Annotated in this window: 14 protein-coding genes; 11 read left to right on the forward strand and 3 right to left on the reverse strand. The window is 60.2% G+C overall.

What is annotated here, in order from left to right; translation table 11 throughout:
• Window positions 1–24: 24 nt before the first annotated feature.
• The 3 genes from ABC336_RS18405 to ABC336_RS18415 all read left to right on the forward strand — a co-directional run bounded on the left by ABC336_RS18405 (window position 25) and on the right by ABC336_RS18415 (window position 3,645).
• Window positions 25–1,125, forward strand: a complete 1,101-nt coding sequence (locus ABC336_RS18405) for an alpha/beta hydrolase (RefSeq protein ID WP_413240023.1) — start codon at window positions 25–27, stop codon at window positions 1,123–1,125.
• 191 nt (window positions 1,126–1,316) lie between these two features.
• Complete coding sequence (locus tag ABC336_RS18410; protein ID WP_413240024.1) at window positions 1,317–2,819, forward strand: ABC transporter substrate-binding protein; 1,503 nt, start codon at window positions 1,317–1,319, stop codon at window positions 2,817–2,819.
• A 46-nt stretch (window positions 2,820–2,865) separates the two neighbouring features.
• On the forward strand, window positions 2,866–3,645 hold the full coding sequence (locus ABC336_RS18415; protein ID WP_413240025.1) for an alpha/beta hydrolase: 780 nt from the start codon (window positions 2,866–2,868) through the stop codon (window positions 3,643–3,645).
• Between the two features lie 151 nt (window positions 3,646–3,796).
• On the opposite strand, the gene ABC336_RS18420 is transcribed toward ABC336_RS18415, so the two are convergent.
• Entirely contained in the window at window positions 3,797–4,714 is a 918-nt protein-coding gene (locus tag ABC336_RS18420) for a LysR family transcriptional regulator (protein WP_413240026.1), read from the reverse strand.
• 184 nt (window positions 4,715–4,898) lie between these two features.
• On the opposite strand from ABC336_RS18420, the gene ABC336_RS18425 reads away from it, so the two are divergent.
• Together ABC336_RS18425 and ABC336_RS18430 are read left to right on the forward strand one after the other, a co-directional pair.
• Window positions 4,899–6,128 (forward strand): CaiB/BaiF CoA transferase family protein, encoded by a 1,230-nt coding sequence (locus ABC336_RS18425; protein WP_413240027.1) that lies wholly within the window; start codon window positions 4,899–4,901, stop codon window positions 6,126–6,128.
• Entirely contained in the window at window positions 6,125–7,123 is a 999-nt protein-coding gene (locus ABC336_RS18430) for a hydroxymethylglutaryl-CoA lyase (RefSeq protein WP_413240028.1), read from the forward strand. Before ABC336_RS18425 ends, ABC336_RS18430 begins: the two co-directional genes overlap by 4 nt.
• Before the next feature lie 151 nt (window positions 7,124–7,274).
• On the opposite strand, the gene ABC336_RS18435 is transcribed toward ABC336_RS18430, so the two are convergent.
• Window positions 7,275–8,057 carry a copper amine oxidase N-terminal domain-containing protein gene (locus tag ABC336_RS18435; RefSeq protein ID WP_413240029.1) on the reverse strand — a complete coding sequence of 261 codons (783 nt, stop codon included), beginning with the start codon at window positions 8,055–8,057 and terminating at the stop codon, window positions 7,275–7,277.
• A gap of 370 nt (window positions 8,058–8,427) precedes the next feature.
• Here ABC336_RS18435 and ABC336_RS18440 point away from each other — a divergent pair, with 370 nt between their 5' ends.
• On the forward strand, window positions 8,428–8,601 hold the full coding sequence (locus tag ABC336_RS18440) for a hypothetical protein (protein WP_413240030.1): 174 nt from the start codon (window positions 8,428–8,430) through the stop codon (window positions 8,599–8,601).
• 764 nt (window positions 8,602–9,365) lie between these two features.
• Here the strand turns inward: ABC336_RS18440 and ABC336_RS18445 are convergent.
• Window positions 9,366–14,948, reverse strand: a complete 5,583-nt coding sequence (locus tag ABC336_RS18445; RefSeq protein WP_413240031.1) for an S-layer homology domain-containing protein — start codon at window positions 14,946–14,948, stop codon at window positions 9,366–9,368.
• Between the two features lie 362 nt (window positions 14,949–15,310).
• On the opposite strand from ABC336_RS18445, the gene ABC336_RS18450 reads away from it, so the two are divergent.
• From ABC336_RS18450 to ABC336_RS18470, 5 genes are all read left to right on the forward strand, one after another.
• Window positions 15,311–17,596: a helix-turn-helix domain-containing protein gene (locus ABC336_RS18450; protein WP_413240032.1), complete on the forward strand. Its 2,286-nt coding sequence runs from the start codon at window positions 15,311–15,313 to the stop codon at window positions 17,594–17,596.
• Window positions 17,597–17,820: 224 nt separating this feature from the next.
• Window positions 17,821–19,407, forward strand: a complete 1,587-nt coding sequence (locus ABC336_RS18455) for an extracellular solute-binding protein (protein ID WP_413242556.1) — start codon at window positions 17,821–17,823, stop codon at window positions 19,405–19,407.
• Window positions 19,408–19,482: 75 nt separating this feature from the next.
• Window positions 19,483–20,436 (forward strand): ABC transporter permease, encoded by a 954-nt coding sequence (locus tag ABC336_RS18460; protein WP_413240033.1) that lies wholly within the window; start codon window positions 19,483–19,485, stop codon window positions 20,434–20,436.
• 13 nt (window positions 20,437–20,449) lie between these two features.
• Window positions 20,450–21,331 (forward strand): carbohydrate ABC transporter permease, encoded by an 882-nt coding sequence (locus ABC336_RS18465; protein WP_413240034.1) that lies wholly within the window; start codon window positions 20,450–20,452, stop codon window positions 21,329–21,331.
• Complete coding sequence (locus tag ABC336_RS18470; RefSeq protein ID WP_413240035.1) at window positions 21,328–23,148, forward strand: DUF4091 domain-containing protein; 1,821 nt, start codon at window positions 21,328–21,330, stop codon at window positions 23,146–23,148. Before ABC336_RS18465 ends, ABC336_RS18470 begins: the two co-directional genes overlap by 4 nt.
• Window positions 23,149–23,150: the final 2 nt, after the last annotated feature.

The raw sequence follows: 23,150 nt of genomic DNA on the forward strand, positions 1-23,150 counted from the left end.
GCTACAGAAAGCGAGGGAGACGGGATGGACAACAATTATCCACGGTTGTTGACTGCGCTGCAGGAGCAAATGCGGCAAGAGGAGCGGGACGGCTACACCTTCATCGTCAAGCCGATACCGGATTCGGAGGCGGAGGGCGAGCTGGACCCGCGCGTATACAAGGTCAGTCTCGAGACGATGGCCAAGTTCAAGGAGAGGGGGGACGCGCCGTTCGCCACCGATACAGACGCGCTCGTACAGGCGATGCGGCAGTTTTTTGGCTGGCAAAATGACGACGTCACGGGCGGCATCATCCTGACCGAGCGCCGGACGGTGGAGGGCTCCGAGGCGCAGATCCCGGTGCGGATCTATCGGCCGCCGGTGGAGGGCGTGCGACCTGCGGTCGTCTTTTTCCATGGCGGCGGCTTCGCGGCAGGCTCTGTGGATGTCGTCGAGAATCCGTGCAAATGTCTGGCCATGCATGCGGATGCCGTCGTCATCTCCGTCGATTATCGGCTGGCGCCAGAGCATCCGTATCCGGCAGGCGTGACCGACTGTTATGATGTGGTGCGGTGGGCTGCCCAGCATGCCGAGGAGCTGGGCATCGCCCCCGGACAGCTGGCGGTGGCAGGCGACAGCGCCGGCGGCAACCTCGCTGCGGTATGCGCGCTCAAGGACAGGGATGCCGGAAGCGGCATGATCGCCTTCCAGGCGCTTATCTATCCGTCGGTCAATATGGGCTTGCTGCCGGTGGAGGATATGACCTGGTCTCTCGACGCGTATGATATCCGCAACCATGAGGAGATGATCCGGGGGATGGTGCAAGGCTTGCGCAGTGCTGGCGACAATCCGCTGCTGAAGCTGTACCTGCAAGGCCGGGCCGAGCCCTCCGACCCGTATGTCGCCCCTCTGCTGGGAGAGCTGCAAGGGCTGCCGGAGGCGCTCATCATTACCGCGCAGTACGATTTCCTGAAGGTGGAGAATGAAGCCTATGCCCGCAAGCTCGCGCGCAGCGGCGTCCCTGTGATGCTGATCCAGTACAACGGTACTGACCACGCATTTATGGACAAAAGCGGGCTGTATCCGCAGGCGGAGGACTGCATGCTGGAGATCGCGGGGCGGTTCCGAGCGTCGCTCGGCATTTAATAGTTCGTTCCTGAAATCACGTTCCGATCTGCGTTATGAGGAGCGGGCTTCCGATCGCTGTTGTCTTCGGAAGGCTCGTTAGTAGTATAGCCATTGCCTATGCTTCGATTGTTTTTGAGTATTTTACATGGATTCGGTCTATGATTATGATAAGGATGTAAGGGATTTCATAATCGACAGGGGGCTATTCCGTGCGAAGATTCAAGAAGCAGACGTACCTGGCTTTTGTGCTTGTCATCCTGTTGCTGGCATCGGCGTGCAGCAGCGGCACCGGCGGCGAGGTCGCCCCCAAGCCTGGCGACGCGCAAGGCGAGGGCGTGCAGGCGACGCATATAACGATGGCCTTTATCGGCATCGGCACCTTCACCGACATCGAGGAGGTGCAGCAGGCGATCAACGAGATTACCCTAGAGAAGATCAACGCCACCGTCAAGCTCGTGCCGATCGATGTGTCCGCTTGGCAGCAGCAGGTCAACTTGCTGTTGACAGGATCGGAGCCGCTCGATCTGCTCGTCACTTCCTCGCTGTTCAATTACAGCACGCAAGTGTCCAGGGGACAGCTGATCGAACTGGACGAACTGCTGGAGGAGCACGGCCAAGGGGTCATCGAAGCGACCGATCCGATCACCTTCAACGGCACCAAGATTAACGGCAAGGTCTATGGCGTCTCCAGCTTCCGCGAGTTGGTCGCCGATTACGGCTTTATCGCGCGCAAGGATCTGCTCGACAAGCACGGGATCGATCTGAGTCAGGTGAAGTCTTATGCCGATCTTGAGAGCGTATTCAGCATCATCAAGGAAAAGGAGCCGGGCATCTCCCCGATCGTCCAGCGCTCGACGACAAACGCGGTAGCCACAGAGCTCCTGGCGAGCCAATTCGATTCGCTGGGCGACGGGCTCGGCGTGCTGAAGATGGCAGGGGGCAGTACGGAGGTGGTCAACCTGTACGAGACCGACGAATACAGGCAGGCGGTCGAGCAGGCGCGGGCCTGGTACGAGGCCGGGTATATTATGCCGGACGCCTCGACAACGCAGGAGAGCAATACTTCGTTGATGAAGGCCAACAAAGGCTTCGGCTACTTCTCGAATATGAAGCCCGGCTTCGAGGAGCAGGAGAACAGTCTGATGGGATACGAGATGGAGGCGGTTCGCCTGACCGAGCCGGTGGGCGGTTCGACCGGCCCTAGCGCGTTCATGCTATCGATCGCTCGCAATAGCAAAACGCCGGAAAAAGCGATGCAGCTCATGAACCTGCTGTACACCGACGCAGATGTGATGAATCTCCTCGTCCATGGTATTGAAGGCAAGCATTATGTGATGGGAGACAACGGTCAGATCAAGCCACCGGAAGGCGGCGCGAGCGGCTACAGCTTCAACCAGTGGGAGGTCGGCAACAACTCGCTGACGTATACATGGGAGGGAGCGAGCCCAGACCAATGGGAACGTCTCAAGGAATTTAACCGCTCCGGCATCTATTCGCCAGCGCTTGGCTTTTCCTTTGACGCCTCGCCGGTCAAGACCGAGATCGCGGCGGTCACCAATGTCGTCAACCAGTACAAGGCCGGACTGGAGTCCGGGAGCCTGGACCCCGGCACGATCGACGAGTTCGTCGACAAGCAGAAAAAAGCGGGCATCGAGCGGATCATCGCAGAAAAGCAAAAACAGCTGGATGCCTTCCTCGCAGCCAATCAATAACCGATTGTAGCAAGCACTCAAATGAATGGAGAGGAGCAAGTACGACATGGCATTAATCCATTGTCATTTTTTCTCCGAGTCGCTCGGCATGAGTACAGCGATGACCGTCATCCTGCCGCAGCACACCCAAAGCCAGGTCGGCATGACGGGCGTGGCTCGCAAGGATCGTCACCCGACGCTCTGGCTGCTGCATGGCGGCTCCGATGACGATACGATCTGGACACGGAGAACCTCGATTGAGCGTTACGTCTCCGAGCTGGGGCTGGCTGTTGTTATGCCGCAGGTACAGCTGAGCTTCTACACCGATATGGCGTACGGCGGACGGTACGGTGCCTTCCTGACGGAGGAGCTGCCGCGCGTCGCCCGCTCCTTCTTCCCGCTCTCCGACGCTCGCGAGGACAACTTTGTGGCGGGGCTGTCCATGGGCGGCTACGGCGCCTTCCGTTGGGCGCTGTCCAGGCCGGACCAATTCGCTGCGGCCGCCGGTCTGTCGACGGCGAACTTCTCGACGGCGGCGTTCCGCGAGAAACTCGGCGGCGCGCCATTCCTGCGCTACGTGTTCGGAGACGAGAGCGCTGAGAACACCGACAATGACCTGTACCATCTGATCCGCCGCTGCGACGAAGGGACGACGCCCAAGCCGAAGTTTTACCAGTGCTGCGGGACAGGGGATTTCCTCTATGAGGAAAATAAGGCGCTGCGGGACGCCTTCGCCGCCTCTGCGCTGGATTTCACCTACGACGAGGAAGAAGGCGTGCATGATTGGGCCTACTGGGACAAGACGATCCAGGATGTGCTCAAATGGATCCCGCTTGAGCGCGGCTAGCGCTGTGACCGTTACATGATCATCCGAGTCCATCCCCAATCCTGCGCAAAGACGCCTTCAAAACCACGATAGCTGTGGGGATGAAAGCGTCTTTGCCTATGTTCCTCGGACTTTCTGGACCGCCCCCTCTGCTATGGGGGGCAGCGGCGAGCTATTCGTCGCGGACGGGCAGCGTATCGTCGATGACGGCCTTCAGGATTTTGACGAACTCCTGGGCAGGCTTGGTCAGCTTGGCGCTCTTGAGGCGGATCCAGCCAAAGGAGAGCATCAGATCGTTGTGCTCGATCTCCACCGGGATAATCTCGCCGGAGCGCACGTACGGGTCCTTGTGCACCGAGAAGTCCGGATAGAAGCCGATGGCGATGCCGTCGGCGACCAGCTTTTTGGCTGCCTCCGTATAGCCGGTCATGAGCAGCACGTTGAGCTTGTCCACCTTCAGCAGCTGGCGCAGATACTCCTCCTGACGATAGTTGGACTTGAAGGTGACGATCGGTTCGCCGGCGATGATCTCTGCGGGCATCGGATTGTACAGCGGGACGGAGGAGCGCTTGCCGATGCAGGCCACATAGGTGCCGCTAAGCATCCGCTGGAACTCCAGCTTGCCGTCCACCTCCTCATTCGGGTGCTTGGAGATGATCCCCAGATGGGCGTGTTCGCCAGCGACATCCTTGATGATCTGCCGGGTGCCGTCCTCATTGACCTCGATATGGACCTGCGGATGCCGTTTTTTGAAATGGTAGAGCGCCTCGCTAAAAAAAGCGTTGCAGATGCTCGGAATGGAGGCGATCCGCAGGCTTCCCGTTAGCGACTCGGATTCCGCTCGCGCCTCATCATAGATGTCCTGGATCATATTGAGCGCATTGCGCGCTTTTTTGACCAGTTGCTCCCCCGTCTTGGTCAAGTGTGCGCCATAGCGCGAGCGCTCGAACAATTTGACGCCGAGCTCCTCCTCGAGATTGCTGATCGACTGGCTGATGCTCGGCTGGGAGATGTGGAGCTGGGCGGCCGCCAGCGAAAACGATTGGAGCTGCGCTATCGCGACGAAGTAACGAAGCTGTTCGATTCTCATACGGGCCTCCTTTGATTTCACGCTGTATAGTCTATGCCTATTATAACATCGATAATCGATATTTTACTTTGTTCTTAACTATAATTAAGCTGGGGATGAGGCATAGTCTGTTGACTGATCTTACAATGCAAGCGAATGCTTACGAAGCGAGTTTTCCTTCGGAAAACTTTCAGGAGGTGTTGGTATGGGACCGCTAACCGGAATCAAAGTCATCGAAATCGCGCACTGGCTCGTCGCTCCATACTGTGGCAATATGCTGTCCGACCTCGGCGCCGAGGTCGTCAAGCTCGAACCGCTCGAGGGCGACCAGGTACGGAGCTCCGGCAACAGCTTCAAGGACGGCGAGAGCTATCTGTTCGCCGCCTACAATCACGGTAAGCAATCGATAGCGCTTAATCTGAAGGACGAGGACGGTCTCGCGCTGGCGCTCGAGCTGTGCGCGGATGCGGATGTCCTGATCGAGAATTACCGGCCGGGTACTTGCGACAGGCTGGGTCTGGGCTATGAGGCGTTGAAGCGGCTCAACCCAAGACTCATCTATTGCTCGATCTCGGCCTTTGGCGATACGCCTGCCTATGTGCGGCGACCGGGCATGGACCCGATCATCCAGGGCATGGGCGGCGTTATGAGCATGACTGGCGAGCCGGGCGGCGCGCCGGTGCTGGCCGGCATTCCGGTCGCGGACAATTCGACTGCATATATGGCTTTTGGCGCGATCTGCGCCGCCTTGTACAAGCGAGAGCGGACGGGACAGGGCGAGCGCGTCCAGCTCAATCTGATCGATACGATGGTGTTTAATCTCTCGACCCGCTTCGGCCAGTACGTCGCCTCCGGCGAATCGCCGACCTCGATGGGGAGCCAGCATGCCGAGGTGGTGCCTTATCAGGCATTCCCGACCGCAGACGGCTGGCTGATGGCCGGCGCCCAGACCGATCAGGCGTGGGCGGTGTTCTGCGAGGCGATCGGCGAGCGCGAGCTGGCCGATCATCCCGATTACCGGACACGCTCGCTCCGCCTGGCTCATCGGGAGGCGCTGACCGCCCGGCTCGATGACGTCTTCCGCTGTCACCCGACGGCATACTGGTGCGAGGTGCTGGAGCGCCATCAGGTGCTGCATGGTCCGATCTGGGATGTGGGCACCCTGGTGAACAGCGATCTGGTCCGCGATCATGAGTTGATCCAGAAGGTGGAGCATGCCGTGTTCGGCGAGCTTCCGGTCATCCGCACGCCGATCACGTATTCGGATAGCGAGGTGCAGGTGCAGAGCCCGCCGCCGATGCTCGGGGAGCATACGCGAGCGATCCTGCGCAGACTGGGCCGGACGGAGCAGGCGATCGAGGAGCTGGTCGCTCGCGGCGTGGTGCGCGCGCTGGATAAGGCCGAGGAGAGAGCAGGGAGCGTGCCGACAAGATGAAGCTGCCGACACAGATCCAACTACGAGAGGTCGGTCCCCGCGATGGCCTCCAGAATGAAGCCAAGCCCGTCCCGACCGCCGACAAGATCGGCTGGATCGATCAGCTGGCGGCGGCAGGCCATACGTATATCGAGGCGACGTCATTCGTCAGTCCGAGATGGATCCCGCAGCTATCCGATGCCGCGGCAGTGATGAGCGGCATCGCTCGCAGGCCGGGCGTCACGTACGCGGCGCTCGTCCCCAATACGAAGGGGCTACAATATGCGCTGGCAGCGGGCATCGACGAAGCGGCCGTCTTCCTCTCCGTCAGCGAGACGCATAACCGCAGCAATGTCAACAAGTCGGTCGCCCAGACGCTGCCCCAGCTGCGAGCAGTGGCGGAGGGCGCACTGCAGGCCGGGCGCACGGTTCGCGGCTACATCTCGACGGTGTTCGGCTGTCCCTTCGAGGGACCTGTCTCGCTGAGCGACGTCTGCCGTATCATCGAGGCTTATCTAGAGATGGGGGTGAGCGAGATCTCGCTCGGCGATACGATCGGCGTGGCCAACCCCAGGCAGGTGGAGACGGTGCTGGCTTACTTGCTGGCGCGTTATCCAGCAGACGTACTGGCGCTACATTTCCACAATACGCGGGGGATGGCGCTGGCCAATGTGCTTGTCTCGATGGAGATGGGCATCACCCGCTTTGATGCCGCGGCAGGCGGGCTGGGCGGCTGTCCCTATGCGCCGGGAGCGAGCGGCAACCTTGCCAGCGAAGACCTCGTGCACTGCCTGCACGCGATGGGGGTGACCACGGGCGTCGATCTGGAGCAGCTGCTGGCGGCTGCTTCTTACATCCAGGAGAAGGCGGGACGCCCTTACCCGGCCAGTCATATGCTGGCTTCCCGGCTGCCCGCCGAGCCGATGCCGACCGTATCGACCGGCTCGACCTTATGGAGTGACTCGACCGTATCGACCGGCTCGACCTTATCGAGGGGCTCGACCAGCGAGGTGTAGCATTTTAAAAAGCTGTCGATTCCCCAACTCAAAAACCGCGTCAAATCCGCCTTTCTGTACTAAACCGGGAAATCAAATGCAAAAACAGCCATCCCTATTCATGAGAATATAGATGGCTGTTTTTTTAAAATCAGTTAACATACTCAGATAATCAAGCTTCTGTGTTTTTATCGATGATAATAGCGCTGGTGGTATCTGTATCCCATGTTACATTGGTGTTCAGTGCTTCGCTCAGAAAACGTAATGGTACGAATACTCTATTGTTTTTAACCTTCCCGGCCACGTCAAGTGTAACGGTTTTCCCATTAATGGTAGCGATATTGCTGCCTAGCGTAAGCGTGACCACGACACCATCACGCGTAACGATCACCGTTTTTGAAACATTATCATAAGTGACTACGGCGTCCAGCGACTCGGAGATTGCGCGGAACGGAACTAGCGTGCGTCCACTCTCAATAACGGGAGATACTTCAGTACCGAGCGCTTTGCCATTTACATAAACCTTCACTTTTTTATCGCCAAGCTTTATTTTGATTTTGCTAAGTTTCTTATATTCTTCAATATTGGCAGGATCCTGCGAGACAACTTCAGCTTGCACTTCTGCTGCGGCTTCTAGTTCGCCTTCCTTTTCCAATGTAGTAGCAAGTGTAGCTAAATTAGTGTCAGCGTTTACATCAATGTTATATTTTGTTTTTAGCAACTCTGCAATGCGTACGCCTGCGGGTTTATCCTTGACGTTTTCATATGCATTTTGAAGACCTTTAGAGCCATTGTTCTTTTCGTCTTCCTTAACGGAATTGCTCTCAGTAGTACCTTCTGCTTCTACTTCAACAGGTGGTGGTTCGTTTTTGCCTTGAATTTCAGGTGCGGCAAAAGCAGTGGAAGCCATTAGACTCAGGGAAATCAAACCTGCCAAAAATACAGATTTTTTCATTTTACTACCTCCGTGTCATATTTACTTTGTGCAACACTACAACTATTCGGTGGGCAAAAAGTTAATTGGAGGGTGCACAGAACTTTTTATTGAACTTATCGCCGGAGGTAATATTTCTTTTTAGTTTATCTGCAATCCCTTTTTTTATGATCCGAACGCGTCATACCTCTGCCCCCGAAGGCTTCGGCATCGGCAATATGAGCTGCACGTCAGACGGGCGCTATGTGATGACCTGTTACAAGGCGCACTGCTTCATAACGCATATTAATGCCTCCCCGGCAGTGCCGTGGCTGATCACCTTCTGTCACGAAGGCCCGTGGCATCTGGTCGATCGCCGGATCTGGGGATTGGACCTCAGGGAAGGCATGGCATGGCGTGGAAGATCCGCGAGCGGCTGGAGCCTGCCGCAAAGACCGGGCACGAGTTTTTCTTCCCTGACGGAAAGCGGATCCTCTTCACTAGCGACAAGAACGGCTATGCCAATCTGTACATGGTTGAGCTGCCGGAGGATATCAGCGTGCTGCCGGTAATGAACGACGAATGATTCTCGCCCTGTGAAGCAGCTATCGGTTCTCCACAGCAAACGGCCCTGCAGGTCGGACAACCTGCAGGGCCGTTTCTTATAGGCGGTTAAAGGAGTATCAGGTTCGGACAACCCCCTGCAGAACGCCGGGTTCATGCATCCCACTATCGTCGTATGACATCAAGTCAGCTTTCCACCACGGTAAGCGCAACCGGACTGTTGAAAACTAAATCGATTCCGCACCCAGCGGCGTACCCTCAACAAGGGCAGAAATACACTTGCTAATATAAATATCAGTCTGATAAGCGAGAATAAGGGCAAAAGTCAGGCTGTTGAAAAATGGCCGGAGAGGCACGGAATCGAATCTGGAGAAGCGAAGCTTATGCTTACGAAGTCGCTTTCTTGCAGAAAGCGTGTGAGTCCCCGGATTTCACCCCTAAAAGGGGTATAAAATCAAGAAATCTGGGGACAACAGCGATTGGAAGATCGATCCGTGACTGTAGGCTTTCTTTTTTCAACAGCCTGAATAGTGCAACTGATTCATGTGAATTTGGAATTAAACTGGAAATATCAAAGGTGTTAAATGTACTTTTGCACTTGCGGATATGAATGTCGGATGCTCGGCACGAAATAGATGTATTATTGCCCTTATCACCCCGTTGTAGGGAGGAGAGCTACGGCGAGCAGCACTTAGCAAACAGGGCAGCCTCCCCCAACAATCTGCTAGTAGTCTCCCCGGGCTGTTTCCGTCAAGTTGGCTTTCTGAGCATTTCTAAAAGGGAGTTTTAAGAAAGTTGCCAAGCGAACGCTTCGCCTAGCCGCACCAGAAGCTGCGCGGCTTCGGCGCGCGTGAGCTCCTCCCCGGGGGCGAACCGCCCGCCGTTCTTGCCCAACATCAGCCCGAGCTCGGCGGCGCGTCCGACGCTGTATACCGCCCAAGGCGAGATCGCCGCCGCATCGGTATATTGCGTAGACGTACTATCGCCGACCGGCAGGCTGTTCAGCCTGCCAAGCCCATCAAGCCCATCAAGCCCATCAAGCCCATCAAGCCCATCAAGCCCATCAAGCCCATCAAGCCCATCAAGCCCATCAAGCCCATCAAGCCCATCAAGCCCATCAAGCCCATCGAGCCCATCGAGCCCGCCAAACCCGCCAGGTTCATCCTGCCCCTCTATTGCCGTACTGGACGAGCTAGCGCCTGCCAACCGATCATAGGCGCGCACGGCGATGACGGCCGCTTGCTCGCGGGTGATCGGCGCGTGCGGGGCAAAGGCGCCCGGCTGCACGCCCTGCACAAGCCCGGCCTCGACCGCGGCAGCCACCGGTGCGGCGTACCAGTCGGAGCTCGGGACGTCTTCAAATGCGGTCGTCCCGTCGCTCCTCGGCTCCAGGCCGAGTGCCCGGACGAGCATCGCCGTGTATTCGGCGCGGGATACCGGTCGCCCCGGCTCGAAGGCGGCCGGCGAGGTGCCGGTGATGATGTGGCGCGCCGCCAGCTGCTTCACGGCATCGCTGGCCCAGTGGGCAGCCGGCAGATCCGCGAACTGCTTGTCATAGGTCAGCAGCCCGTAGCCGCCGGGGCCGTTGTCGCGTGCCGTGAAGAGCTGCCTCAGCTCGGCGGACCACCAGCCCCCGGCGGCGAGTCCGCCTGCATAGTGCAGCTCGCCGCGGGCATCTGTGTAGTATAGGCCGGTCAGGGCCGACGAGGCGGCTTCCGGCAGACTCAGCTGCAGCGGCTCGGGCGACTCGGTGAGCGGGTAAACCTCATCACCGACTGATGCCTGCAGGCTGATCCGCCAGAGCGGTCCGGCGTTCGTCAGGCTGGCATGATGGCGTTCGCCGGCAGCCGCAAGCCAAGCGGATGCCAGGTCGGCAGCCAGCGGTTCCATGATCACGGTCAGCAGCGCGGTCTGGGGATCGGCATCTTGAGGAAGCAGCGCCAGCAGTTCCTGCCATACAGCGGCGGGGATCAGCAGCCGGTACCCCTCATCTTGCAGCTGCAAGCCGGACGCACCTGCGAGCTGCGCGAACGTGTCTGCCGTGAAATCCACTCGGGTATGGCCCGCTGCCTGCACCGCCAGCCTCCCGTCAGCTGCCTGCAGCTGGTCGCTGGCAATCGTGAGGCGGCTATGCTCCGCAGGCTCTTCGCCCGGCGAAGCAGCGGGTGGGCCGGCAGGCGGATCAGGGACAGGAAGCCATGGATTGCCCGGGGGCGAGCCTGCCTCGACACCGACGCTCGCCGCATGCTCCAATCCATAGACGGCGTCTGCGCCCCGAATCTCTGCCGTACCGGGCTTGCGGGCGTGAACCGCGCCTTCCGCCGTCACGCTCAGCACCTCCGGTTCACTGCTGCTGTAAGTGACCTGCCCGGCTGTCTCGGTGCGGCCGTCGGCATAATGCCATACGGCGCTCAGCGTCCGGCGCTCACCCGCAGAGAGCCGAGCCGGGGCTTCGAGCCGCAGCAGCAGCGGCGACGGCCGGAAGAGGCCGACCTCGGTCACGCTGTTCCAGTTGTTGGCCGTGTTGCCGCGCATCTGGAGTCTGACATACCGGGCGGCAACCGGTTCGAAGGCATACAGCTCCGGCTCGCTCGTCAGCCCAGAGCTGACGATATCGGCGCGTGCCGTCTGCCATTGCTGCCCATCATCGGATACTTCGATGGCAAAGTAGGTCGATCGCGTATGGCCGTTGAACAGGGCCACGGAGACGGACCCGATCTCGCGGGACTCGCCCAGATCGTACTGGATCCACTGCGAGCCCTCGGCAGCCCACCGGGTAGCCAGATCGCGATCGAGCGTCTTGTCCGGCGTGTTGCCCTGCGCCGCCTCCGGCACGGCGCTGGCGGTGACGTCAGCGACCGCCAAGCGGTTGATCTCCGGCAGGTCGCCGATATACGGGGCGCGTGTGAACAGGATCGTGTAGACGTTCTCGCTGCCCGGGCGTCCAGGGTCGCTTACGCGAACTGTCGCGCGGCCGGGAACCCCGGCAGCGTCCGTGACGGTGACGTCGTAGGCGGCGTCCGCCTCCACCCGAGGGACTGCGGTGTCTTCGTAAGGTACGGCGACCTCATAATAGGTGCGGTCCGGATCGAAGCCTGCCAGCGGCTCGCCATCGATGCGGATCGATGCAAGCAGCGCCCGCGCAGGCTGCGGCGCCGGTTCGCCGTCCGGGAGCTGCCACTGGTCCAGCGGCACATAGGCAGGGGGGGTCTCCGGCAGCGGCTCCTCCGCATGCAGCGGCACCATCCAGACCGCCAGGCTGCCTTCCTGCACGCCGTCCATATGCACGGCCAATTTGCGAACGCCGTGATTGGCCGTCTGCCCCGGCGGATTGGGCGTGCCTGGCAGCGACTCTGCCGCCATGACGGAAAATGCGGCGCCCGCAGGAGCCTCCAGCAGCTTGACGTACAGCTTCTTGTCCTCCTGCTCCAGCAGGGCAGCCTGTCCATCCTCGATAATCGAGATGGAAGCCCGTGTATGCATGAACCAGTACAGCTCCGAAGGCAGCTTGAGCTGCAGCTCATCCTGGAGGATGAACTGGTCGCGATCGCCCGTCAGCATCATGCCCCGCTTGTAGGAGACGGCATCCATCGGATAGCGGGCGGTCAGATCGAGGATGCCCAGCGAACCGCGCGGCTTGGACTCGCTGCGCACGATCGGCGCGGTGGCCCGGTAGTCCTGCATATGAACCGGATTGCGTGCAGGGTTGATCACCATCAGATTATGCCCCTGCGCCCCTTTGCGGTAATAGGTCCACCGGGTATGAGCATTATCCCAGAAGCCCGGCAGGTTGTAGCTCTCGTTGCCGAGATCGAGCGCCCACCGCTGGCCCAGGCCGTCCAATACGAAGGTGCCGGCATCCATATCGACGTGGCTGACCATCGTGTCGTTAAAGCCCTTCATCGCTGCATACGAAGCGAGCGGATCGCCCCAGGCGCTGCGCATCGTGAAGGCGGCGACATCGGGGAAGGCGCGATCCAGGTCGCCCGCCGGCTGCGTATCGAGCATGCCGGGCTTGTACAGCGGCAGGTACATCGGCGCGAATACGCCCTCCCTCCGGTACAGCTCGCCGATATGCCAGCCATAGTCGGGTTCGCCGTAATGGTCGGCCAGCCAGAGCGATTGGGGCTGCGCCATATTGATATCGCCGTCGTAGAAATTGAAGAAGCCGCCCGGTCCCAGCAGATACTGCGGATAAGCGCCCGATGCCCGGATGCCCGGCAGCGCCGCGAGTCCGTAGTCGGTCCCCAGCGCTTTGTGCATCGAAGCTTTCATGAAGGTCAGATATTGCGCGCCGAAATGCCAGTAATGCGGCCCCTCCGGCCATGAGCCGTCGTCCCCGTAAAAACGGAGCGTCTGCTGCAGCTTGTGGTAGGCGCCCTGCAGCACGCCGGCCGCAGCTGCCGTCACGGTCTCGTTCTCGCCCAGGAGCGCAAGCGCGGCTACCGAGAAGATCCCGTTGTCGACAAGGTTGATGTTGTTGTATTCGCCGTTGTGACGGAACTCGCCGTCGTACCAGGCCTGGGCATGGCTGAAGGAGCGGGTCAGGATGGCGTCCTCCACGGTCGCGCGCAGGCCGGGCGTCATGACCTCATACAGCCAGTCATAGGCGATCGCTACGCCGAACGTCGTATCGACCAGCGACAGCATATTGTTGTGCCGGCCGCCCCAGTCGGCAAAATCGGCGACGGAGGTCAGCTCCGCGATCGCCCGCTCGGCGTAGCGCTGCTCGCCGGTCAGCTGGTACAGGAGAGCGGTCTGGGTGAGCAGCTCCCGGATGCGTCCGGAGTTGCCGCCGTTCGCGACATAGGGATAAGGCGGCAGCGTCATGAGCGGCTCGGTCCGCGACCGCAGCAGCTCCAGCCACTCCGTGACGTACCGGTCTTCGCCGATCAGCCCGCGCAGCGCCGCAAAATCGTCCGCGTCCGCGAGCAAGCGTGGATGGCCGGTTGCTTCAGCGGCCAGACGGTCTGTGAAATCGTCGGCTGCCGGGACGACGAACAGGCGCACGGTGCCTTCGCTGGCCTGTCCGCTACCTGTGCGGGCGATCACATCGAAGCTGTCATAGCCGACAGCCCCCGGACGGGGCGTATAAGTGAAAGCGCCATCCGGCTGCAGCGACAGGCTGCCCTCCGGCTCGCGAAGGGTCTCCCACTGGAGCGCCTCCGCCTCCGGCTCGAGTACATGGCCGAGCGTCTCGTGGAGCGGTGTGTCCTTGTCCGTCGAATACCAGAGCAGGTCCAGTACAGGCGCCCGTTCGTCCGGATGGACCTCGATGCGGGCGGTACCGAAGCGTGGCCCGCCGGTGCCGATATGTGCCGCGAAGACGAAGGTGTCCGGGCCGGCAAAGCCGCGCGCCGGATAGTAAGTAAAGGCGCCGTTCGGCTGCAGGGTGAGCGTGCCGTGTCCCGGCTCCTGCGCCACCGCAAAGGCTGGCGCTGCGCCGTCGCTGTCTTCGGCCAGCAGCTGGCCCTGAAGCTCGCCGTTTTCTGCGACGTCGCCAGCGTAAGGGTGTACGGATAGCGTCAGCGCCGGATCGACGCTGACGAGCGCCGTCCTCACCTGGCCGGTCTCCACGGCCTGCGCGGAGATCCGGGCCCACCCGGCAGCGGCGGCATCGATCCGCCCGGAGCTGTCCACGCGGGCGACAGTCTCGTCGGAGGAGCTCCAGAGCAGTGCCCTGCTCGTGGCATCCGGCGGCGTGAAGGACACGTCCAGCTGCCTGCTGTCGCCGGAGGAGAGCTCCAGCTGCTCAGGCGACAGAGCGATACTCTCCAGCGGGATATGCGGCTCGATGGCCAGGTCGTCGAACCAGACCGTCCCCGTAGAGCTCTCCAGGAAGGCCTCCAGCTTGACGAGCGGGGCGTCCGGATTGTCCGTCGTCTCCGGCAGCACGATGACCCGGCTGAAGTAGGTCCAGTCCCGGGTGCCGTTCTGCCGTGCCGCCTCGACATTGATGCTCGTGCCGGAGCGGCGGTACTGGATGCGGACGAGCGCGAGGTTCGCTACATCCTCCGTCTTGATCCAGCCGCTGACGAGATACGGCTGGCCGATCGCCATCGCGTTCGTCTCCTGGATGACGGCGCCCCGGCTGACGGTCTCGCCGTGGATCCGCGCAGCATATGTACCGGTGTGCGAGACGGCTTCGTCGAGCGCGAACTGCGGATTGCCGCTGGCCCGCCATACGCTCGTGGCGGCCGGCGCGAGCCGGTTCAGCCAGCCGTCGCCGTCGCCCGTCTGCTCGAATCCGCCGTTAACCAGCAGATTCCCTCCAGCCGTCTGGGCCTGTACTTCTCCCATGCCCGGCAGCAGTCCGGCCAGCATGAACGTTGCCAGCAGGCCGGCAATAAAACGTTTCCATTGCATCATTGAGTCATCTCCCCTAACGCATGATGTGGATCGATTGCCCTCCCATTATAGAACCTGCCAGTCCCCCGGCCCAGTATCGGTTCTCGTGGCGCATATACCGATTTTAAGCTTGTCCAGTCCTGTGCCTTGTCCGCAGCCTCCCCCGGAGCATATCATCGGCCGGAAGCCCGGCTGGAAGCGCAAAGCCAGGCCCTGTCTGGATTTCATGCCATAGTCCAAATTAAAGGTCGGTTAATTTAATTTAAGAAATCCCTGTTTTTAGTCGATCCGCCAGAGGATATAACGGCCTCTAAGAGGAATTACTCTCCTTTACTAACGTCCCATTGCGGCAGGTTCAGTCTTACGAAAGGGGAGAGAGAAAGATGCGTCCGGTCAAACGCAAGCGAGTCCGTTTTTTCAATCGTATGGGGGTCTTCGCCACGCTGATGTTTTCTTATGTCATGGTGCTGCTGCTGCCCGTGGGGATTGCCCTCGGGCTGTACAACCAGATCGAGACGATCATGATGGACAACGCGACCAGCGCCAACAAGGCGTTGATCGAGCAGGTGAAGCAGGTTGTCGACAGCCGCTTGGAGGAGATGGGCCAGTTGTCGAGACATATCTACACGCACCCGCAGCTGCCCTCCCTGCTGCGACAGGAGCGCCCGCTCAGCGGGGCGGAATCGTATGCGTTCGTAGCCTTCAAGAAAGAGCTGGAGCGGTACCGCAATGTCAATACGTTTATTCATGACTTCTATGTGTACTTCAAGGAGAGCGATACGGTGCTGACGCCCACCATGAGCACCAATAGCGGCTTGTTCTACTCGGATATCTACGGCTACGCGAACATGTCCTACGATACCTGGCGCGGGGAGGTGCTGGAGCGTCGTCATGCCGGTTATTATCTGCCTGCGGATCGGCTTGCCGGCGGCTACACGGAGGAGCGCGTCCTCTCCTATGTCCAGTCGCTGCCGGCCGGCGAGCGGGATGACCCGTCCGGCGCCCTCGTCATCCTGATCCGCGAGGGCCAGATCCAGCAGATGATGGCCGAGATCATCAAGGTGAACAACGGCTCTCTCTTCATCAAGGATGCGCAGGGCCAGGTGCTGATGAGCAGCGGCGATGCACGCAGCGCGGTTACCGAGGATATGGCGCACGAGGCGGGGATGATCACGGTCTCGGCCGTCTCGGCCCAGAGCGGGTGGGAGTACGTCTCCGTCGTCCCGGCAGAGGTGTTCTGGGAGAAGGTTAACCTCGTCAAGGTGAAGGCGCTGCAGATGCTGCTGATCTGTCTGATCGCGGGAGGCGTCGTCTGCAGCCTTATGAGCTACCGCGCTTACCGGCCGATCAAGGAGATCATCGCCTCGATCGGCAGCCGGCGGCCGGAGGCGGAGCGGCAGTATCTCGACGAATACGATTATATCAAGTCGTCGGTCATGCACTCTTTTGACAAGCAGGTGGAGCTTGAGGGCCAACTGGTGAAGCAGACGCCGGTGATCCGCTCCAACTTTCTCTCCCGGCTGCTCAAGGGACATATCGATCCGGAGGAGCTGGATGCCGACACCCTTGCCTTTATGGGCATTCATTTCGAGCATCCCCTGTTCGGTATCCTGATGATCCGGCTTACCGACGCCAGCGGCTTCATGCGGGACGACACCGAGAGCGAGTGGGCGCTCGTGCGGTTCGTAGTCGGCAAGGTGGCGGAGGAGATGACAACCACCGTCTCCTATTCGGTGGAGATGGACAAGGACCGGATCGCCGTCATCCTCAATCTGCCCAAGACGACGACCAAGGAGCAGTATTATGCCTGGGCGGAAGACCTGATGCAGGTGATCGGGACACGTTTCAAGACCGTGACCAGCGTCGGCGTCAGCGAGCTGCATAGCGGCTTGGCTGCCATCGGAACAGGCTATCAGGAAAGTCTCAAAGCACTGGATTACTCCATCTTCTCCCGCACGACGGGTCCGCTGCTCTATGAGCAGGTGAAGCGCACCTCCGGTATCGTCTATGATTTCCCGCTGGAAACCGAGGTGCAACTGATTAATGCCACGAAAAGCGGCAATGCGGCCAAGGCGGTCGAGGTGATCGGCGAGCTGTACCGCAACAATTTCGAGAGCCGGCAGACGACGCCCGAGCTCGGCAAGCTGCTCTTCTCCAACCTGCTGAGCACGCTGTTCAAGCTGCTTAATACGCTGGGACTGGATTACGAGACGGTCTTCGGAGATTCGCAAGCGCCGCTGGCGCGGACCCTGGAAGCGGGTACGGTCGAGGAGCTCCACCGCGAGGTCGTCAGTCTCTACGAGCAGGTCTGCCGCCATGTCAGCGACCAGCGAGAGGACCCCGCGACAGTAATGCTGGAGCGGATGCAGCAATTTATCAGACAACATTATACCGATCCAATGCTGAGCCTGGTGTCGATCGCCGAGCATTTCCATATCACGCCGCAGTACTTGTCCTCGTTCTTCAAGAAGCAGGCCGGGATCAATCTGACGGACTATCTGGCGCAGATCCGGCTGGCGCACGCCAAGCGGCTGCTGGAGGGACAGGAGCACACGATCACGGCGATCGCCGCCGAGGTCGGCTATGCGAGCAATATCGGTTTCATCCGGATGTTCAAAAAATACGAGGGCATCACGCCCGGCAAATATAAAGAGCTGCATCGATCATAAAAATCGTCTATGGCCGATCTTAAATCCGGTCTATCCATCTTGTCATTGGTCGATATACCGGCTGGCAGGGCAGGGGCTACACTGGCAACAGGACAGCGGACCTGCCGGCTGCATCCGGCGGGGCCTGCGGTCGATGCGAATCCACAGACAGCATTAAAGGAGGCGTCACGAAATTGAAAACACTGTACGCGAAAAGCAAGACAAGCATCATCCTGACCGGCGTTATGGCGTTGCTGCTCTCGGCTTGCTCGGGCAACGCTACCAATGAGCCGGCCGGAGCCAATGAGCCGGCGAGTCCGGGTCCGGACAACACCGGGACCACCGCCGAGATCGGCTACCCCGGCGAGCTGACGTATTGGGTGCCGCTCAACGCCAACGTCTCGGCTACGATGAAAAGCGCTGCCGAGATCGCCGCCTACCAGGAGATCGAGAAGGCGACCGGCACGAAGGTCAGCTTCCAGCATCCGCCGCAAGGCCAGGAAGCCGACGCTTTCAACCTGATGGTCTCCTCGGGCAATCTGCCGGATGTCATCCAGCACAACTGGTCCGGGGTCGCCGGCGGCCCGGACAAAGCGATTGCGGACGGAACGATCATCCGGCTCAACGAGCTGATCGAAGCGCACGCGCCGAACCTGAGCAAGCTGCTGGACGAGCATCCCGAATACCGCAAGCTGGTGACGACGGATGACGGCAACATCTATGTCTTCCCGTTCATCCGCGGCGACGATTATCTGTTGACCTATAACGGACTGATCCTGCGCCAGGACTGGCTGGACAGCCTGCAGCTGAGCGTACCGGAGACGATCGACGAATGGTACGAGGTCCTCCAGGCGATCAAGACCGGCGATCCCAACGGCAACGGGCAGCCGGATGAGATCCCGCTCCTGATCGATGTCGGCATGACGGCGCTGAACCAGGCGTTTGTCGGAGCATGGGGCATCACGGATACGTTCTACCAAGTGGACGGCGAGGTTCATTACGGACCGACCCAGCCGGAGTTCAAGGAATACCTGGCAACGATGAACAAGTGGTATGCGGAAGGGCTGATCGACGCGGACTACGCGGCTACCGACGGCAAGCTGAAGGATGCCAAAGTAACCAATAATCAGTTGGGGGCATTCGTCGGCTATACGGGCAGCAGCATCGGACGCTATGCCGATCTGATGAAGGATAGCCACCCCGAATTCGCACTCACAGGGGCTCCCAATGTTGTGCTGAACAAGGGCGACCGCCCGCTGCTCGGACAGAAGGAAGCGCCGTTCAGCGGCATCGGTGCGGCGATCACCGCCAGCAATCCGAACCCGGAAGCGACGGTCAAATGGCTGGACTACAACTACGGCGAGGAAGGGCATATGCTGTTCAACTTCGGAATCGAAGGCGTCAGCTATGAGCTCGTCGACGGTTATCCGACCTACACGGACGAGGTCATGAACAACCCGGAGCTGCCGATCACGCAGGCGATGGCCAAGTATATGCTGGCCAACTACTCGGGGCCATTCGTCCAGGACCGCCGTTACATGGAGCAATATTCTGCGCTCCCGGCGCAGCAGGAGGCGATCACGACCTGGATGGAGGCGGACAATGAGCGGTGGATGCCGACCTTGTCGCCGACCGCCGAGGAGAGCTCCCGTTATGCGTCGATCATGAACGATGTGAAGACGTATTACGACGAGATGGTCAACAAATTCATCATGGGCGTAGAGCCGCTGGACAACTTCGACAAATTCGCGGATACGCTCCGCGGCATGGGCATCGAAGAGGCAATCCAGATCCAGCAGGCCGGGCTCGACCGTTTCAACAGCCGCGAATAGTACCTTGCCAGCAGCGTGCCGGGCGGAGCTTCTGCTTGGCACGTTTGCATATCAATCCAAAAGGAGGGCTGTTCGGTGCAGACCCCATCATCCACCCGGTCGGAAGCCCGCCGCGAGCCGTCTTTTGGCAGCCGGGTCGTCCGGGACTTCCGCAGAAACAAGCTGATTTATCTGATGCTGCTGCCGGTGGTCGCCTTTTACGCCGTGTTCCATTACGGACCGATGTACGGGATCCAGATGGCATTCAAGAACTTCTCCGCCGGTCTCGGCATCGCTGGCAGTCCCTGGACGGGGCTGGATCATTTCCAGGCGTTCTTCTCCAGCTTCTTCTTCGAGCGGGTGATCGTCAACACAGTGCTGCTCGGCTTGTACGATCTGATCTTCGTCTTCCCGGCCTCCATCGTGCTGGCGCTGCTGCTCAATGAAGTGCGCAATCGCATCTTCAAGCGGACGGTCCAGTCGATTACCTATCTGCCGCACTTCATCTCGGTCGTGGTCGTCGTCGGCATGATGGTGGACTTCTTGTCCATGGACGGGCTGATCAACCAACTGATCGTTTATTTTGGCGGCCAGCCGCTCTCGTTTCTGAGACTGCCGGACTGGTTCCGGTTCCTGTACACCTCATCGGCAGTCTGGCAGGGCATCGGCTGGGGCTCGATCATCTATCTGGCGGCAATGTCGAACATCGACCAGTCGCTCTATGAGGCCGCCCGCGTCGATGGCGCCGGCCGTCTCCGCCAGGTGCTCAGCATCACGCTGCCGGGCATCATGCCGACGATCATCATCCTCTTCATCCTGCGGATCGGCGCCCTGATGGCGCTGCAGGACGAGAAGATCCTGCTCATGTACAATCCGATGACTTACGAGACGGCTGACGTGATCGGCACCTATGTATACCGGAAAGGCATCCTGGAGGCCAATTACAGCTTCAGTGCCGCCGTCGGTCTGTTCAACTCGGTCATCAACTGCGCGCTGCTCTTCGCAGCCAATTATCTGAGCCGGCGTTTCAGCGACACCAGGCTGCTGTAGGAGGGAAGAGTAGATGCATTATCACAAATCGGTCGCCGAGCGGCTGTTCGACGTCTCCAACATCCTTATTCTGATTCTGCTTTCGGTTGTTACGCTGTATCCGTTTATCTATGTGCTCTTCGCCTCGGTCAGCGACTCCGGCGCCTTTGTGCAGCACCGGGGGATTCTGCTGTGGCCCAAGGGCTTCTCGCTGGAATCCTACAAGATGGTGTTCCAGAACCCCAATATCATCACCGGCTATGTCAACACGATATTCTATGTGCTGGTAGGCACGACGCTCAATCTCGTCATGACGGCTCTGGGCGCGTACGGCCTGTCCCGGCGCAACGTGATGTGGGGGACGACGATCATGCTGCTGATCGTCCTGACGATGTTTTTTGACGGCGGGCTGATCCCCAAGTATATCCTGATGCTCAACCTGGGCCTGCTCGACACCCGGTGGGCGCTCATCATCCCGAGCGCCATGACGACGTGGAATCTGATCATCATGCGCACCTCCTTCCAGGCCGTGCCGCCTGCGCTGGAGGAGTCGGCGAGGATCGACGGGGCAAATGATCTGACGATCCTGATGCGGGTCATCATCCCGCTGTCGCTGCCGGTCATCGCGGTTATGGTGCTGTTCTACGGCGTCTGGCATTGGAACAAGTGGTTCGATGCGCTGATCTATCTGCGCGACCGCGAGCTGTTCCCGCTCCAGCTCATCCTGCGGGAGATCCTGATCCAGAATGATACGGAGAGCATGATGACGGGCGTGGGCGGGGGCGACCGGATGCCGGTGGCGGAGACGATCAAGTATGCGACGATTATCGTGGCTACGCTGCCGATCCTGTTCCTGTACCCGTTCCTGCAGAAGTACTTTGTCAAAGGCGTCATGATCGGCGCCGTCAAAGGATGAATCTGTTCAAGGGAGTCGATACGCTGATGAATAAAGAGGAGCTTGCAGGCGCAGATGAGCAAGCGTTCGGACTGCAAGCGGGGCTGCAGCCGATGTTCTACAAGTACAGCCATGGCGTCAACTTCTGGGATCAGATGGAGCAGGACTGTACTTCCCGCCATCTCGATCTGATCTGCTGCCGGGGCGAATCGGCGGCGCTGCAGCTCGTCGCCGGCGCCCTGTCTCCCTTCCTGCTGACTGTCAGCGGCGATGCGCTGTTCTGGAAGGGCGGCCCGCTGCCGGTCGTCCGGGTATCGGTGGATTGGGATGGACCGTGCGGGATCGGTCCGGAGCTGCGGCTGATCGGCCTGATGGCGGATGACGATGGCCGCCGCAAAGCGGACCTGCTGCTGGATGAGAGCTATGTGCATGTGGAGCCCCGCCGGCTGCAGCAAGTGTGGATCGAGCTGCCTGTGGCGGCGGAAGCGCCGCCGGGGATGTACAAGGGCCGGATTACGCTCTGCAGCCGGACCGTGTTCGAGGATGAGCGGAAAGTCGCGGAGCTGACCTTTACGCTCAAGGTGCTCTCCCGCACGCTGCCGCCAGCGGCCTCCAACCGTTTCTATCTTGACCTGTGGCAGCACAATGCCAACCTCGCACGCAAGTATGAGGTGGAGCTGTGGTCGGAGGCGCACTTTGCTGTGATGGACACCTATCTCTGCAGTCTCGGTCAGCTGGGGCAAAAGGCCGCAACGGTCATCGTGTCGGAGATTCCGTGGTCCGGCCAGTCCTCGCATATCGACGCGGAGCCGTCGGACCTGTTCGAGTACAGCATGATCGGTCTGCGGCGGGGGAGAGACGGCGTATTCAGGGACGACTATACGGTTATGGACCGTTACATCGCTATGGCAAGCCGCCACGGCATCGATGCGGAGATCGAGCTGTTCGGCCTGCTCGGCATCTGGCAGACGCCGGATGGCGTATACGGTCCGGTCGCCTCGGACTACCCTGACGGAATCCGGCTGCGGTATTACGATGAAGCCAGCGGCACGTACCGCTTCGTGCGCGACCGGGCGGGCATCGAGCGGTACATCCTGCGGCTGGCCGAGCATCTGCGGGAGCGGGGATGGATGGAGAAGGTGCGGATCATGGCCGACGAGCCGTCCGATCTATCTCTGTTCCATGCCCGTCTGGAGGCGTTGCGGGACCTGGTGCCCGACTTCCGGTACAAAATCGCCATCAATCATGCGGAGTTCCTGCAGCATCCTGTGGAGGGGATGTACGATTGCGTGCCGAAGCTGGACTGCGCGCTGCGGGACTGGAGTGCTCTGCAGGCAGCCCGTCCGTCGCTGCCGGGCCGCTTGCTGTATTATGTGTGCAACAGTCCGGCCCGTCCCAATACGTTCTTGCGGTCGCCGGCCATCGAGTCGCGGACGATCCCGTGGCTGGTCGAGAGGCTGGGCCTGGACGGGTTTCTCCGCTGGAACTATACGGTATGGCCCGACCGGCCGCTGGAGCGGATCGCCTACCGGCCGTCGCACTGGCCGGCTGGCGAGACCAATTTTGTCTATCCGGGCAAGCTGGGCCGGCCGCTCCTCTCGCTGCGCTACAAGTGGCTGCAGCGCGGCATCCGCGATTTCGAGCTGCTGCAGCAGCTGAAGGCGGAGGGGCGTGCGGATGCGGTCCGGCGGCTGCTGGAGGGCGTCTTCCGCTTCGAGACGGAAGGGAACGCTGTGTCCGCTGATCTGCAGGATGACGCCGGCAGTCTGTACAGCCTCGCGGCGGAGGACTATGATAAGCTGTATGATGTACTGGAACTTATCGAGGAAGAGGTGTAACG

Source organism: Paenibacillus jepli, assembly GCF_047238105.1.
GTDB lineage: Bacteria > Bacillota > Bacilli > Paenibacillales > Paenibacillaceae > Paenibacillus_D.

Excerpts from the sequence above, each read along its gene's own strand:
- ABC336_RS18455 (WP_413242556.1), top strand. The coding sequence starts at position 17,821 with ATGGCGTTGCTGCTCTCGGCTTGCTCGGGCAACGCTACCAATGAGCCG.
- ABC336_RS18445 (WP_413240031.1), bottom strand. The coding sequence starts at position 14,948 with ATGATGCAATGGAAACGTTTTATTGCCGGCCTGCTGGCAACGTTCATG.
- ABC336_RS18405 (WP_413240023.1), top strand. The coding sequence starts at position 25 with ATGGACAACAATTATCCACGGTTGTTGACTGCGCTGCAGGAGCAAATG.
- ABC336_RS18470 (WP_413240035.1), top strand. The coding sequence starts at position 21,328 with ATGAATCTGTTCAAGGGAGTCGATACGCTGATGAATAAAGAGGAGCTT.
- ABC336_RS18430 (WP_413240028.1), top strand. The coding sequence starts at position 6,125 with ATGAAGCTGCCGACACAGATCCAACTACGAGAGGTCGGTCCCCGCGAT.
- ABC336_RS18420 (WP_413240026.1), bottom strand. The coding sequence starts at position 4,714 with ATGAGAATCGAACAGCTTCGTTACTTCGTCGCGATAGCGCAGCTCCAA.
- ABC336_RS18450 (WP_413240032.1), top strand. The coding sequence starts at position 15,311 with ATGCGTCCGGTCAAACGCAAGCGAGTCCGTTTTTTCAATCGTATGGGG.
- ABC336_RS18440 (WP_413240030.1), top strand. The coding sequence starts at position 8,428 with ATGGCGTGGAAGATCCGCGAGCGGCTGGAGCCTGCCGCAAAGACCGGG.
- ABC336_RS18435 (WP_413240029.1), bottom strand. The coding sequence starts at position 8,057 with ATGAAAAAATCTGTATTTTTGGCAGGTTTGATTTCCCTGAGTCTAATG.
- ABC336_RS18415 (WP_413240025.1), top strand. The coding sequence starts at position 2,866 with ATGGCATTAATCCATTGTCATTTTTTCTCCGAGTCGCTCGGCATGAGT.
- ABC336_RS18425 (WP_413240027.1), top strand. The coding sequence starts at position 4,899 with ATGGGACCGCTAACCGGAATCAAAGTCATCGAAATCGCGCACTGGCTC.
- ABC336_RS18465 (WP_413240034.1), top strand. The coding sequence starts at position 20,450 with ATGCATTATCACAAATCGGTCGCCGAGCGGCTGTTCGACGTCTCCAAC.